The 14,565-nt window shown below is 61.7% G+C and carries 10 protein-coding genes; 2 read left to right on the top strand and 8 right to left on the bottom strand.

Translation table 11 applies throughout. The features are described from left to right. Nucleotides 1-58: 58 nt before the first annotated feature. The 3 genes from AAFP29_RS02190 to AAFP29_RS02180 all read right to left on the bottom strand — a co-directional run bounded on the left by AAFP29_RS02190 (nucleotide 59) and on the right by AAFP29_RS02180 (nucleotide 4,359). Nucleotides 59-1,714 (bottom strand): FAD-dependent oxidoreductase, encoded by a 1,656-nt coding sequence (locus tag AAFP29_RS02190; protein WP_419215662.1) that lies wholly within the window; start codon nucleotides 1,712-1,714, stop codon nucleotides 59-61. A 21-nt stretch (nucleotides 1,715-1,735) separates the two neighbouring features. Then, nucleotides 1,736-3,367 carry an AMP-binding protein gene (locus tag AAFP29_RS02185; protein WP_419215661.1) on the bottom strand — a complete coding sequence of 544 codons (1,632 nt, stop codon included), beginning with the start codon at nucleotides 3,365-3,367 and terminating at the stop codon, nucleotides 1,736-1,738. A 122-nt stretch (nucleotides 3,368-3,489) separates the two neighbouring features. Further along, nucleotides 3,490-4,359, bottom strand: coding sequence for an SDR family NAD(P)-dependent oxidoreductase (locus AAFP29_RS02180; protein WP_419215660.1), 870 nt, complete (start codon nucleotides 4,357-4,359; stop codon nucleotides 3,490-3,492). Nucleotides 4,360-4,491: 132 nt separating this feature from the next. On the opposite strand from AAFP29_RS02180, the gene AAFP29_RS02175 reads away from it, so the two are divergent. Next, nucleotides 4,492-5,787: an oxygenase MpaB family protein gene (locus AAFP29_RS02175; RefSeq protein ID WP_419215659.1), complete on the top strand. Its 1,296-nt coding sequence runs from the start codon at nucleotides 4,492-4,494 to the stop codon at nucleotides 5,785-5,787. A gap of 88 nt (nucleotides 5,788-5,875) precedes the next feature. On the opposite strand, the gene AAFP29_RS02170 is transcribed toward AAFP29_RS02175, so the two are convergent. The 4 genes from AAFP29_RS02170 to AAFP29_RS02155 form a co-directional block, all read right to left on the bottom strand. Then, nucleotides 5,876-6,115: a GMC oxidoreductase gene (locus tag AAFP29_RS02170; RefSeq protein ID WP_419216324.1), complete on the bottom strand. Its 240-nt coding sequence runs from the start codon at nucleotides 6,113-6,115 to the stop codon at nucleotides 5,876-5,878. Between the two features lie 106 nt (nucleotides 6,116-6,221). After that, the gene (locus AAFP29_RS02165) at nucleotides 6,222-6,905 is read right to left on the bottom strand and encodes a TetR/AcrR family transcriptional regulator (RefSeq protein WP_419215658.1); all 684 of its coding nucleotides are present in this window, start codon (nucleotides 6,903-6,905) and stop codon (nucleotides 6,222-6,224) included. Nucleotides 6,906-6,985: 80 nt separating this feature from the next. After that, nucleotides 6,986-8,389, bottom strand: coding sequence for an oxygenase MpaB family protein (locus tag AAFP29_RS02160; protein ID WP_419215657.1), 1,404 nt, complete (start codon nucleotides 8,387-8,389; stop codon nucleotides 6,986-6,988). Nucleotides 8,390-8,611: 222 nt separating this feature from the next. Then, nucleotides 8,612-9,961 (bottom strand): MFS transporter, encoded by a 1,350-nt coding sequence (locus AAFP29_RS02155; RefSeq protein ID WP_419215656.1) that lies wholly within the window; start codon nucleotides 9,959-9,961, stop codon nucleotides 8,612-8,614. A gap of 315 nt (nucleotides 9,962-10,276) precedes the next feature. Between AAFP29_RS02155 and AAFP29_RS02150 the strand changes: the two genes are divergently transcribed. Continuing rightward, complete coding sequence (locus AAFP29_RS02150; protein ID WP_419216323.1) at nucleotides 10,277-11,722, top strand: acyltransferase; 1,446 nt, start codon at nucleotides 10,277-10,279, stop codon at nucleotides 11,720-11,722. A gap of 70 nt (nucleotides 11,723-11,792) precedes the next feature. On the opposite strand, the gene clpB is transcribed toward AAFP29_RS02150, so the two are convergent. Then, nucleotides 11,793-14,345, bottom strand: a complete 2,553-nt coding sequence (gene clpB / locus AAFP29_RS02145; RefSeq protein ID WP_419215655.1) for an ATP-dependent chaperone ClpB — start codon at nucleotides 14,343-14,345, stop codon at nucleotides 11,793-11,795. Nucleotides 14,346-14,565: the final 220 nt, after the last annotated feature.

Raw genomic sequence — 14,565 nt, 5'->3', positions numbered from 1 at the left:
AGGTGCCCGGCCTGTAGCGGGGTAGGCCGGGCACCCTGAATGTTTCGGATCGAACCGCTTACCGGGTAACTCCCTCGGCGACCTCGAGCATGTCAGGGATCGACACGAGCTTTGCACGACGCCGTCCACTCGCCCGGCCAGCGGCCTGCTCCCCGGCGTCGATTTGAGCCCAGCCCGCCTTGTCCACCACCTGCACATTTCGCGACCGCAGAAGGGAGCTGATCGAGGATCCGCGTTGACGCGGTTCGCCCAGATCCCCTGCCGCATAGTCGGAGAGCACCGCACGCGCCGTCTCCTGACCGCACCGACGATTGACACCGACTCCGCCGGTTGCGCCTCGCTTTATCCACCCGGTCACATAGACGCCCGTCTGGACCCGCCCGCTGTCATTGGGCACCACTCCCCGTACCGAATCAAATGGCAGCCCGGGCACCGGTTGCCCACGGTAGCCGATCGCCGAAATAACCAGTCCGGCAGGCAATTCCGTTGCGTCACCGGTCGACGCTACTCTGACCTGCCCAGCGTCGGGGAGATAGGCGGTGCGAATAGTGCGAACGGCGCGAACACCAGCATCTCCGACGATCTCGGTGGGTGTTCGCATGAATCGCAGTACCAGCCGCTTGTTGCCCGCCACCGGCGGGCGAGCCGAAAGTTCTTCCGCCAGAGATATTTTCGCCGCGATAACACTATCGAGCGTGCCGGCTTCCCGGGCGGTCCGCGTCTGTTCATCGAGAATCAGCTCCGCGGGGTCGATAATCACGTCAATTCCCGGCATCGCGGCCAGCGCGACCAGTTCGGGCAAAGTGTACGCCGCCTGCGCAACCCCCCTGCGTCCCAACAACACGACCTCCCGGATCTGACTGTTTCGCAATGCCTCGACCGCATGGTCGGCGGCATCTGTCAGCGCCAGGTCATCCGGGGATCGCAACATCACGCGGGCGATATCGATAGCGACATTGCCGTTGCCGATCACCACTGCGCGCTCGTGGTCGAAACGATAGTTGTCACTCGCGCGGTCAGGGTGGCCGTTGTACCAACCGACGAAATTGACTCCCGACACCGATCCGGGCAGTTCCTCACCGGGGATTCCCAGACTCTTCTCCGTAGCGGCTCCAACCGCGTAAATCACCGCATGGTAGTTGTCGGCGAGTTCCTGATGGGTCACGTCACGTCCGACGGTGACGTTGAGCAAATAGTTGAAGTTCGAGTGAGTAGCGATCTCGGCGAGCGTCTGTTCCACCGCTTTTGTCTGCGGATGATCCGGCGCGATGCCACCGCGGACGAGTCCATACGGCGTCGGCAGGCGATCGAACATGTCCACGCGAATACGTCCGTGCCGCAACAGTTCCTCGGCCGCGTAGAAACCCGCGGGCCCGGCACCGACGATCGCCACCCGCAGTTGGTGATCGGGAGGCAGCGGGACCAGGTCGTCGGTAAACGCCGCGGGACCGTCCACTCGATGATCCCGGTAGTAGTCAACGCTGACTTCAAGGAATCGTCGATCGCGCTCTGCGAGTTGATGTTCGGGAACGATCGCCGACACCGGGCAGGCGACCAGACACAATCCGCAGTCGACACAACTGTCCGGATCGATATAGAGCATGTCGGCGGTCGCGAACTCGGGTTCGCCCGGTGTGGGATGAATGCAGTTCACCGGGCAGACCGTGGCACACGACGCGTCATTGCAACATGGTGCGGTGATGACGAAAGTCATTGACGGTTCTCCTTCCGCACGTCAGGCGTAGATCTCGGCCAGAGTCTCCAGCGTCGCTTTGGTGACCTTGCCGGTGGCCGTACGTGGAAGTTCGGGAACCTCGATGACATCTCGCGGCACGCGGGACCGAGAAAGCTCCTGTGAGACATAATCTTTCAAGACCTCCGCCGAGATGGTGGCTCCACTGGCGGCAACCACGAATACGCGTAAACGCTGGCCGAAATCGGCATCGGGCACGGCTACCACCTTCGCATCGGCGACATCGGGATGCGCGGCGAGCACGAGTTCGAGTTCCTCGGGAAACACATTCTCGCCACCGGAGACGATCATTCCGTCGGATCTACCTTCGATGAAAAGCCGCCCCGCGGCGTCCAGTCGCCCGACGTCACCGGTCTTGATCATCCCGTCAACTGATTCCTTGGACGTCGAATCCGTATACGTCGCAATGGTTCCGGCGCTTCCAACATAAATGTCCCCGCGTTCGCCCGCGGCGACCGACTGACCGTTGGCCAGGATCTTCACCCGAACACCGATCGGCGCACTTCCCGAACAGGCCGGTTCGGCGAGAAGATCCTGCGGTGTTGCGATGGTAATGAACGACGCTTCGGTCGCACCGTAGAGGTTGTACATCACCGGGCCGAACTCATCGAGGACGTTGCGCACCAAGGCGGTATCAAGTTTGGCGCCTCCCGAACCTACGATCCGCAACGCGGATCGATCGATCCGCGCAAGCTGTTCGCTCGGCAACGACATCAGTCGACGTAGCATCGTCGGCACCGTGATGACAGCCGAACATCGATGGCGCACAATGAGTTCCAGGGCTTGTTGCGGATCGAATCGGCGATCGAACACGATCGTCGCGCCGAGCATCAGCGCCGAGCCAGCCACGATCGCACCCCAGCCGTGGAAGACCGGCGGCGCCAGGAAGATTCGGTCCTCCCCGCGTAGCGGGATCTTCTGCAAGAATCCGGCGACCATCGCCAGCGATGGACGTTCGGAAGCACTGTTCGAGTCGCGGCTCGCCCCCTTCGGGGTGCCCGAACTGCCACTGGTCAGCATCACGATGCTGGGTGAGCCCGCCGGACGCGGCGGCAGTCGGCTCGGGTTGCTGTCGATGAGCCGATCGATGTCGCTGGTTTCGCCGTCGGCGGGCCACGCGATCAATCTGTCCACAGCTTCCGGCAGACCAGCGAAGGCTGGAGCGAACTCGGCATCGTAGATGACGATGTCGATCTTCTCCCGGCGACAGACCTCGGCCATCTGCTTAGGGCCCATATCGGTATTGAGCAGCACCAGTTTCGCGCCGACTCCCAAGACCGCGAACAGACACAGCAGGCTATACCTGCTGTTGCGGCACATCAGGCCGACGGTCGGACGCGGCGCCGGCGCCAGATGTGTTCGCAGCCCGTTTATCAGAGAATTCGACGCCGCGCCAAGTTGACGGTAGGTCAACGCGCCACGCGGATCGATCAACGCGACCGCGTCCCCGTGACGTATCCCGAGCAATTCGCCGGCCGCCGCTACCCCGCCCCGAATTCCGGCCCAGCCGAGCGCGGGAATCGCACGCACCGACGGGATTGCTCCGGCGCCTCGCAAAATCTTCAGCGACTCCGATTCCTGTTTCCAGACAGCCCTCAACTGAGTTACGTCCATTCGCCTACTTTCTATTCGAGGGCCGTCGGGCCCGATAGTTCATCCGGAGCACCTTCCCCGGATTTCGTTCTAGATCCGCATTTCAGTGCGGCGACCGGCTTCCCGATCCGGCCGCACGAAGATCAGAATGCGTAGCGCAATTTGGTCAACTGTTCCGAATCCACCCAAAGCTGTTCTGCGACTTGGCGGTTTCGCGAAAGGCCACTAGACGGATTCGAACGCACTCGTCGGCCACGGACCATCAGGCCCGGGCCGTAGAACGCCCCCGATTTCGCGTGCGGATCCACCGCCGCGTGGGTGATCGGTGCCGCGCCATCGGACACCGAGCCGCCGAGTCTCGCGGCCTGCCCAAAGATCCCGAACGTCGTCGACTCAGAGTGGTCGTACAGCCCCGTGGCCACCACCCCGGGATGGGCGGCATATGACCGCACCGGACTGCCGCTCGTACGCAGCCGCCGATCCAGTTCACGCGCGAACACCAGATTCGCGAGTTTTGAATTCCCGTATGCCGCAGTACGATTGAAGGGTCGGTGCTCGAAGTTCGGGTCACGCAGACCCGCCGCCCGACCCCGCCAATGTGCGACGCTGCTTACCGTGACGACGCGGCGTCGCACCTTGTCGAGTAACAGACCCGTCAAAGCAAAATGACCGAGATGGTTGGTCCCGAAGGCTCGCTCGAATCCATCCTCAGTCGTCCCCTCCGGCACGAACATGATCCCCGCGTTATTCACGAGGACGTCGACCGGGTCACGCCATCGAGCCGCGAAGTCACGCACCGATTCGAGACTCGACAGGTCAAGCTCTTCGACAACCGTCTCGCAGTCAAGAGACGCCGCAACTTCTTTCGCAGTCACGAGGTTCCGGCAAGCGAGTACCACCCGCGCTCCACCCGCTCCCAACATTCGCGCGACTTCCGCCCCTAGGCCCCCGTTGGCACCCGTGACGATTACCGTCTGGCCATTCAGATCCGCAATCGGCTCCACACCTTGCATACCTTCTCCTCCGCAACGACATCAGGCGCCGCCAGTCCATCAATTGGCACACCATTGACTGTATTGTGCCACAAATGGCACAGTGAATGAATAGCATGCCAACCACGACCCGCCCCACGCCGAGGAGAACCGATGACTGAAGTAGCCGATAACGACGCCGCATCGGGCGCCACCCCTGACGATCCGGATCTCGTCACCAGCACGGTGAAGATCGGCAACAACAAGTTCCATGCCGGGACCCGAATTCCCAACCGCCCCAACGACGACAGCCTGCGCCCCAAACAACGCCAGCAGCGGCCCGTCCCGCCGGACTCATTGTTGTGGAAGTACATGGGCGACCTCGGCACGCTGGGCGCAACCGGCCAACGCGCGGCGATAACCGAGAATATGTGGCCGCAACTCGGCCAAGGCGTTTCTGATCACTCAGTCCTAGTTTCCCGGGGTGACTTGAAGTCTCTGCGCGAGAGGGCGGCGAACACCATGAAGACCATCGGAGGGGTGCTCTACGGCCCACCGGATGCCGCGTCGAAATACGGTGTCCAGATCCGCAATTTCCACAAATCGATCAAGGGCGATATGCCCAACGGCCGCAAATACCATGCCATCGATTCCGAAACCTTCTATTGGGCCCACGTCACCTTCTTCGAATTGATCTATCGCACAGCAGAACTCGGTGTATACGACCTATCACGCGACGAGAAGGAACAGATCTTCGAGGAGAGCAAGTTTTGGTTCTCCATGTACGGAGTGGACGACCGAGCACAACCGGAGACCTACGCGGAGTTCGAAACCTATCTCGCCGACGTCAAAGCGAATCAGCTGATCGACATGGGGATCGCCCAGTACACCGCGGGTTCCGCCAAGACACCGGACTACATGTTCCGCGCGGTCCCCGCAAGATATCGCCGGGCGGCCAAGCTGACCGCGCCCGCCCTGGCAGCGATACTTCGAATCACCACCATGGGACATCTCGAACCCGAACTGCTGGAACGACTTCGACTGACCGACTATTGGACCCTCAGGGACCGCAAACGTTACCGGCGCCTGCTTACGATGCTCCGGTTCTATCGGACCACCGCAGCGCGGTTACACCTCCCCATCTCACTTCGCTACGCGCCGTTCGCTGTCACGGCATTCCGTCGCGAAGGGATCAATCCAGACGACATCACCCTCGACTCGGCACGTGCCGCGCTCGCGAAAGCGCGCCGGACCTACGCCGATGGGATAGCAGCCGACCAGATCGCGATTACCGGATCGCAGGTGGCGCCCACTGGCGCGTCCTGCGCCAAATGCGAACGTACACTTGAGAATTGCGAAGAATGCGATGCGGCCGGAACCGTCGAGGGGGAGCCTTGCGATGTCTGCAACGGCGCCCAGCGAGGCTGTCCGGTCCACCATGCCGACTGGCGCGAAGCCGCTGTCATCTAGTCAAGGCCGAGTCGACGGTGAGTGACGCAGCGCGCCACTCGCCGTCGGCGCGCGGCGGAACCGCGTCGAGATGCTGGTACGGAGCACCCTACGCTGGGGCCGGCGATCGACTCACCCTCGCTGCGCCACAATTACCTCGCACGTTCGGCTTGCGCGCGTATGTCAGCGAGGGATTGACGCCGAGGTTGGCATTATCTGCACTGCCATCTGCGAAGTGGAGAATGGGATAGCCCCAGACTCGTTGATAGGGGTCCAACACGCCGCTGTCAGGATCGGCTGAAATCGCCACTCCACCAAGACAATGCGCCGTCACTATGACCTCGATCATCACTGTCATGATGACGCACAGCAATGTTTTGGCGTCAAAGTTTGAAGAGTCGAGCGGCCTCACGTCCGGCCGGTCTGTACTAGGCGCTACTTCTTAACCATCGCCATCAACGGGAATCGATGGTGGCCCGCCACAGTGCGCCGGCACGCTCATCGGCGCCGGCAACTGACCCGTTGAGCGCCATCAGCGACAGCACAGCGTCCGCCGCGGCATCGGCCGCGGTGTCGACATCGACGCCCAGCTCACCGTCGGCCCAACGTCGGCCGAACTCCACTACCGCGCCTTCGATCATCGTCGCGAGAACCTCGTTGCGCGACTTCACTTCTGAACTGACCTGATCCTCAGGTGCCGAAACCAGACTCCGAAACGCAGCCAATGCGTCAACCCGCTTTTCCTGCAATGCGGGCTCGGTATCCCTGCCGACCATCAATGCGGCATGCGCGTTGCGCTGCCGCAGGTGGGTCAGTCCCGCTCTGATGAACACGCGCAAAGTTGCTTGCGTGGAGTCGGGCCGGGCGGCTCGGATAGCGTCCAGCACTTCCGACACCAACCCGACCGCCGCTTCATCGAACATCGCCGAGAGCAGCGAGTCACGCGAGGAGAAACTCTCATGGAAGTAGCGCCGATGGACACCGGCATCACGAGACACCGCCCGGATAGTCACATCACCGATATCACCGCCAGCGTCCAGCAGAGCGAAAGCCGCATCGAGAATCAACCGGCGCCGTTCGCCAGTGCGCTGCTCCAATGACAATCCGGCCCACCGGGTCCGCGGTTCGTCAACAGCCATGGGTCCATCCTTCACCATCGGTGAAACCCCTCTTTCACCGTGTACCGAAGTCACGGGACACATCGCCGATCGGTCGCGTCTCAGCGCGCTATGCCTGCACCCGACAGACTCCCGTCGTGGGCGACGTAGTCGCTTCGGTTACCGGCAGCCAATCGCTGCCGGAGTACTCGAGTCGCGGCACTCAAGATGGCGCCGATAGCCAGTCGACGCTGTCGAACCGAGCCAATACCAGGTATCCGATCGCGGAGGCCCGCTGTTCGTGTGAGTGGCCACGCCGCGACCCGCAGAGTCACGGCACCGGCCTTGATTCGGAGTCGCCGCTCCCAATAAGTATCGGCGAACATCTGACCGGCGAGTGCGTCGCCGAGAAGTACTGCTGCGCACGCGGCGTAGACGCGTGCTACGAAAAGTGTTGCGGGACTGGCGCAACCAGAAACTGGCGTGCCGATCAGCGCGTCGAGCAATTCGGCGCGCCATTTCGACGGTTTGCCGTTACGCGCCAACAAATAGTCCAGATTCTTCAGAGCATCGATACCTGTTCGTGGCAGGATCTCGTCGGAGACACCCATCAACCACGACCAGTAGGACAGAAAATGCCAGGCGTCGTCGAGATCGCCTGTTGAGCACGGTCTGCCAAGGGAATGGTCGACGAGCAGGGTCAGCAGGATCGACTCGAAGAATCCACACAGCGACGCATTGGATATCGGGTTGCCATTCGTCGCGAAATGCTCTGGCCCCCATGCGAATCGCAGGCCACGACGCGCCTGTGCATGCATTAGTCTTACTCGCAGCGCGGCACTGTACGCGTGCGAGCCCGGACCTGGCCGGGAGGTCGTAAGGATTTCGGTGAAGAATAATGCGGTCTCCACCAAGCGCCGGTTTCCGTCGTGACGGAAACGTCCCGTCGCGCCGGTCGCCGTCGAGACATCACCGTTCATGACGGTATCGATGACCGCGAAGGTCCCGGTGATCAGCAGACTAGGGATCGTCGATGCCTGAATGCGGTCGAGTCCCCGAGTGCCCTGGCCACGGTCGTACCAGTGCGGGATGGCTTCGACAGTGACGAAGAATTCGACGAGTTCCGAGGGTGCGTCCGACACGGAATCGATACCTTCGGCGACGGCCTGCTCGAATAGGGCCCGCCCCTTTTCGGCCCCGACCCGCACGAACATATCGACCACCGCATCGGCCAATTCGTCGCCCTGCCACATATGGTCGTCGAACATTCGCGTCTGCGCGGTAGCCACGACCTCATTGCCGACCTCGAACCACGGACCGAATACGAACCGCCGGCACTGCAGCCACTCGTCGGCGAATTCATCTTTGTCAGAAGGAATTTCACGCAGCGTCTGACCAGGCCGATAGTAGTAGTCATACGCATGCACGGAACTCGATTCCTCGATTGCGCACGTCGCATCCCCGGCCGCTATCTGGGCGGTCGAAGCCGCCGCCACTTCGGTCCCGACTGAATCCGTCGCAGTCATTCCAACCTCCCGGCCCGCACGGACGATCCGTGCCTGGCATCCCCGACGGTATTGGAATGGACCCACCTGGGTCAATAAATCATCCAAGTTATTGCCCCACATGGACCCAATATGGCTAGTGGCGTCTGAACGCCTCCGCGCGTCGATTGAGGTGGACCGCGCGATCGACGAGCATCCCGATGTCGTCGAGTACTCCGAGCGACTGGGAATCCCAGTCCCGCATCACTTCTGCAGTGCCGCCAATTCCGGTTCAACGCCCTGCTCCGGAATTCCGGTGCCGCGCAACGACGCGCCGACCGTCTCCTTCAAAAATGCCAACGCGATCATGCCGACCACACACGCGGCCATCATGTAGGCGGCTGGAAAGAGATTCCAGCCGGTGTTGTCGACAACGGCCTCGTTCACCAACGGAGCGGTACCACCGAACGCGGCGGTCGCGACGTTGTACGAGATGGCGAAACCCGCGTAGCGAACCTGTGTCGGGAACATCGCGGGGAAGGTCGCCGAAATGGTTGCGAGCTGCGGGATATAGAGCACGCCCAGGACGACGAATCCGACGATGGCCCAGCCAAACCCTTGTCCCATAAGCCAATACATCGGCAACGCTAGTACAAACAACCCGATCAGCGACGACCACCACATCGGTTTTCGCCCGGTGGAATCGGACCAGCGACCGAAGAATGGGATCAGCAACATCATCACGACTTGCCCGATCAATACGACGATCGACCCGCTGTCCTCATCGAGTCCGATGGTGTTCTTCAAGTAGTCGGGCTGATAAGCGAGCAGTGTGTAGTTGGCGACATTCAGCGCGACCACCATGCCGAACATGATGAGAATCGGTTGCCAGTAATTGCGGACGAGGTCGGTCAGCCGCGACCACGCGGAGCCTTCGATGACGTCGGCTTGCTCCAACTCGGTGAACACCGGCGGGTCTTCGAGTTGACTACGCAGATACAGACCGACCGCGCCGAGCGGCAAGGCAAGCAGGAACGGGATACGCCAGCCCCACGAGTTCATTTGATCGTCGTTGAGCATCAGATTGAACAGCAGTACGAGAGCGGTGCCGCCGGCGAAACCCGCCAGCGTGCCGAATTCCAGGAAGCTTCCGAACCGACCTCGTTGTTTATCCGGGGCATATTCAGCCATGAACGTTGCCGCTCCGCCGTATTCACCGCCGGTGGAGAAACCTTGCACGACGCGGAGCAAGATCAGTAAGACCGGCGCCCAGACACCGGCGACGGCGTGCGATGGCAATACACCGATCAGCGCGGTCGCACCTGAAATGAGAAGAATCGTCATCGCCAGTACGCGTTTGCGGCCTAGTCGATCACCCAGCGGCCCCCACACCATGCCGCCCAACGGTCGAAGCACGAAAGAGATCGCGAAGCCGATCATGGTGCCGACTCCGCCCCAGGAACCGGGGAAGAATGTGTGCGTCAGATAGGTGGTTGTCGCGGCGTAAACGCCGTAGTCGTACCACTCTGTCGCGTTGCCGATCGCCGATGCTCCGATCGCGCGGCGTAGTACCCGCTGATCGGGCGTGACAGTCTTTGTTGCCTGGTCAGTCATCTGCGCCTTCCGAATCCCGGACTCGGCGAATCTCCATCGGCCCAGGTTGCGTGTCGTCTCGAGTTATGTGCGTTCAATTAGGCAAATTAAGTAGCTGCTCTTAGGTGTCTACCCGATCAACTCGGGCAAGGCCAGCCGCGACGCGGGCGGGAACACCACAACTCACCCCGTTGACCTGCGGTGTTATCAATAGGTCACGATGAGGCAACGGACACTGCCAGCCAATCCACAGGTTTCGGTTAGGCCATTCCCACGAATGGCTATTACGATGCAAAAGGTTGTGCATGCACAACTAACGTTGTTGTGAGATCGGAGATGCGCTTGTCCGGGTTAGTCGAAAAGGACACCGAATCGCCCCCCGCGCCAGCTCCGCCTAAATCCGACAGTCCGCCCAAAAGGCGCGATAGGCACCTCTACCAACTAGACCTGGTGCGGCTGGTTACCTTCGCCGCGGTCATTCTCGACCATGTGATGCTCGGCGTCATTCCGCTGACTAACGTGGCGGCCGGCGGTATTGAGATCTTCCTACGGTATTCGCGATACTCGTTCTTCGCTCTCACCGGTTTCGTGCTTGGCTACCAGTACCGAAACCGCGACCTCGACACCCTGGCCTTCTGGCGCCGTCGGTTCAAATTGATCGGCATCCCCTATGTCGCATGGACGCTCTTCTACTGGGTCTATTCGCGCTACCGAGTCGGCGGCTGGGACGACGTCTGGAACACAATCGATTCCGGCGAACACCTACTGGTCACCGCCAAGTCGCTTGCCTACGATCTGGTCACCGGCAACGCCTGGTACCACCTCTATTTCCTTTTCGTGAGCATGCAGATCTATCTCGTGTTCCCGGCGGTGCTGTGGGTCCTCAAGCGAACCTGGGGATACCACCGCTACTTGCTGCTCGCCAGCGGAGCGTTCCACGCGGTACTACTGTTCGGCATGCTGCGGCCACCGCTCGGCGTCTTACAGCACGGACCGCAGGGCGAAGTCTGGTCGCACCTGCTGGTGACGATCCTCCCCTACCAGTTCTTCGTCTTGTCGGGATGCATTGCGGCACTTCACTTCGAGGCATTTCACGCGTTCCTCAAGCGCTACCGGGTCGCGAGTTTCGCCATCGGCATCGCGGTGATGGCGGCGACCCTCGGCTACTACCTGTACCGGATCGACTCGGGCGAAGAAATGTTCCGTGCGACCAATGTGTTCGTGTTGCACAACGCATTTGCCTATGTCGCGATCATCGTGATCCTGTACGGCCTGGGCTCAATCTGGCAGGAGCGTCGTAATCCGGGGTCGGTCGCTGATCGCTTCCTGAAGACCGCAGCCGACCGTTCGTTTGGCATCTATCTGGCACACGGCCTCGCTCTCGAAGAGCTGATGGATATCGTGCACGCCCACCCGACCTGGGCGGTCTGGCCAACTATGCTCCTCACCTATCTGGGTACCGCGGTACTGACGGTGTTCATCGTAGAAGTGTTGCGGCGCAGTCCAATCAGCCTGATGACGACCGGGCGAGACGCCCTCCCCGCCGCGGGTCAGCGACCGTGGCGCTTGGTCGGCGTCGGCCTTACCGGGATGGTCGTCGGGTCGGCCATCCGACTGGTTTTCGACCTTCGCGTCGGTGATCTGACCGCACTCGTCGGTGCGGTGTTGATCGCGACCGCGGCGTGGGTCGCGGTGCGGCAGCGCACGGCAGCGTCGATAGACGGCGCCGGTGCGGCCGACAGTGAGCTGACAGTCGCCGAGAAAGTTGTCGCGGAAAGCTGACTCACCCCACACGGAAATCGGGGTTCACGTCAATAGTTGACGTGAACCCCGATCTTTCTGCGGCCTACCGCTAACCGACGCTCAGCGACTCACCGTCGGCACCGACATCGACCGGCACCGTGTCACCGTCGCGGACCTCCCCGGCGAGCAATGCTTTGGCGAGCTGGTCACCGATAGCCTGCTGTACCAGCCGCCGCAGCGGACGAGCGCCGTAGAGCGGGTCGAATCCGCGCTCGCCGAGCCATTGTTTAGCCTTCGGCGAGACGTCGAGGGTCAACCGTCGTTGTGCCAGACGCTTATTCAGCGCCTTGAGCTGAATGTCGACGATCGACGTCAGCTGTTCGGGCGTCAATACGTGGAAGATGATCACATCGTCGAGTCGGTTGATGAACTCGGGCTTGAACCGCGCCCGTACCGCCGACATCACCTGCTCGGCGTTGCCGCCCGCGCCCAAATTGGACGTCAGGATCAGGATGGTGTTGCGAAAGTCCACCGTGCGGCCCTGACCGTCGGTCAACCGCCCCTCATCGAGCACCTGCAGGAGCACGTCGAAGACATCCGGGTGAGCCTTCTCAACCTCGTCGAACAGGATCACCGAATACGGACGGCGTCGAACGGCTTCAGTCAGCTGACCGCCGGCGTCGTAACCGACATAGCCGGGTGGCGCCCCGACAAGCCTTGCCACACTGTGCTTTTCGCCGTACTCACTCATATCGATCCGAACCATCGCCCGTTCGTCGTCGAACATGAACTCTGCCAACGCTTTCGCCAGCTCGGTCTTGCCGACACCGGTGGGCCCGAGGAATAGGAACGAGCCAAGCGGACGGTTCGGATCGGCGACGCCGGCCCGGGCCCGACGCACGGCGTCGGAAACAGCTTGCACCGCTTCGGATTGCCCGATGACGCGTGCACCGATTTCATCTTCCATCCGCAGCAATTTGGCGGTCTCGCCTTCCAGCATCCGGCCGGCGGGAACTCCAGTCCACGCCGAGACGACGTCGGCGACATCGTTCGGTCCGACCTCTTCCTGCAGCATGACATCCTCGCTGGGATCGGCCCCGGTCTTTTCCAGGGCCGCGGTCAGCTGCTTCTCCACTGTCGGGATCTGGCCGTAACGAAGTTCGGCCGCCCTGCCGAGATCACCGTCGCGCTCGGCGCGATCCGCTGCGCCGCGCAGTGTTTCGAGCTGTTCCTTGAGTTCGCGGACAGCATCAATGGCCGACTTCTCGGACTGCCAGCGAGCCGACAGCTCACTGAGCTTCTCCTTGTTGTCGGCGAGTTCAACGCGCAACTTCTCCAGGCGATCCTTCGAAGCCGTGTCCGTTTCCTTTTGCAGCGCAAGTTCTTCCACTTCGAGACGACGGACGATGCGCTCCACCTCATCGATCTCCACCGGTCGGGAGTCGATCTCCATCCGCAGCCGTGAAGCTGCCTCGTCGACCAGGTCGATTGCCTTGTCAGGCAGGAAGCGCGAAGTGATGTATCGGTCGGAAAGTGTTGCGGCAGCGACCAATGCGGAGTCGGTGATGCGGACGCCGTGGTGCACCTCGTAGCGATCTTTAAGGCCACGCAGGATGCCGATGGTGTCTTCCACCGACGGCTCACCGACGTAGACCTGCTGGAAGCGACGTTCTAGCGCGGCGTCTTTCTCGATGTACTTGCGGTACTCCTCGAGGGTCGTCGCACCGACCAGCCGCAGCTCACCGCGAGCGAGTAGCGGCTTGATCATATTGCCGGCGTCCATCGCGGAATCGCCGGTCGCACCGGCACCGACGATGGTGTGCAACTCGTCGATGAAGGTAATGATCTGGCCGTCGGCGGCCTTTATCTCATCCAGTACGGCCTTGAGCCGCTCTTCGAATTCACCGCGATACTTGGCACCGGCGACCATCGAACCGAGGTCGAGGGAGACAACAGTCTTACCGCGCAACGACTCTGGGACATCGCCTTCGACGACACGCTGAGCGAGTCCTTCGACGATGGCAGTCTTGCCGACGCCGGGCTCGCCGATCAAGACCGGGTTGTTCTTGGTCCGTCGACTGAGCACCTGCACGACACGACGGATCTCGGTATCGCGACCGATGACCGGATCGAGCTTGCCTTCACGTGCCCGCGCCGTCAGATCGGTCGAGTACTTCTCCAGGGCCTGATACGACGATTCCGGGTCCGGGCTGGTGACCCGCGCGGCTCCGCGGACCGATACGAACGCCTCCCGCAGTGCCTGCGGCGACGCACCGCTGTTGCCCAGGAGTTTGGCTATGTCGGTGTCTCCGGTCGCCAAGCCGACGGTCAGGTGTTCGGTCGAGACGTAGTCGTCACCGAGTTCGGTCGCCAATTGCTGAGCTGCGGTGACCGCGGCGATCGACTCGCGGGACAGTTGCGGCTGAGCACTCGTGGAAGCCACCGTCGGCATCCGGTCGACCAGACCGTGGGCCTGACGCCTGATGTCGGCGGGATCGGTGCCGACTGCCTTGAGCAGCGGCGATGCGATTCCGTCGGTCTGGTCGAGTAGGGCGACCAGGATATGTGCGGGCCGAACGTCGGGGTTACCATTCGACGCCGCGCTTTGTACGGCAGCCTGCAACGCAGCCTGCGTCTTGGTGGTTGGGGTGAAACTGTCCACTCTCGCTACCTCTCGTAGAACTGGGCCTGGGCACAGAAGTGTCTGAGTCCAGGATGCCAGAGTTAAGTGTTCTAGGCTCATGTTTGAACCTTCGAGTGGTGTAACGCGAGAAGAGTTGAGTTTGTTCCGCTCAAGTTTGAGGTGACTCATAGGTCACGCCAACTGGGGCGAGGTGAATTTCAGCGGGCACCTACCCCGTCTGCCGGTTATCCCCGGCCCC

Origin of the sequence: Gordonia sp. CPCC 205333 (assembly GCF_048537885.1) — a bacterium.
Classification (GTDB): domain Bacteria; phylum Actinomycetota; class Actinomycetes; order Mycobacteriales; family Mycobacteriaceae; genus Gordonia.
Note: the sequence above shows the minus strand (reverse complement) of the source record. Positions and strands in the feature narration are given on the sequence as shown.

Coding starts and splice junctions, on each gene's coding strand:
- AAFP29_RS02190 (WP_419215662.1), bottom strand. CDS start 1,714: ATGACTTTCGTCATCACCGCACCATGTTGCAATGACGCGTCGTGTGCC.
- AAFP29_RS02185 (WP_419215661.1), bottom strand. CDS start 3,367: ATGGACGTAACTCAGTTGAGGGCTGTCTGGAAACAGGAATCGGAGTCG.
- AAFP29_RS02180 (WP_419215660.1), bottom strand. CDS start 4,359: ATGCAAGGTGTGGAGCCGATTGCGGATCTGAATGGCCAGACGGTAATC.
- AAFP29_RS02175 (WP_419215659.1), top strand. CDS start 4,492: ATGACTGAAGTAGCCGATAACGACGCCGCATCGGGCGCCACCCCTGAC.
- AAFP29_RS02170 (WP_419216324.1), bottom strand. CDS start 6,115: ATGATCGAGGTCATAGTGACGGCGCATTGTCTTGGTGGAGTGGCGATT.
- AAFP29_RS02165 (WP_419215658.1), bottom strand. CDS start 6,905: ATGGCTGTTGACGAACCGCGGACCCGGTGGGCCGGATTGTCATTGGAG.
- AAFP29_RS02160 (WP_419215657.1), bottom strand. CDS start 8,389: ATGACTGCGACGGATTCAGTCGGGACCGAAGTGGCGGCGGCTTCGACC.
- AAFP29_RS02155 (WP_419215656.1), bottom strand. CDS start 9,961: ATGACTGACCAGGCAACAAAGACTGTCACGCCCGATCAGCGGGTACTA.
- AAFP29_RS02150 (WP_419216323.1), top strand. CDS start 10,277: ATGCGCTTGTCCGGGTTAGTCGAAAAGGACACCGAATCGCCCCCCGCG.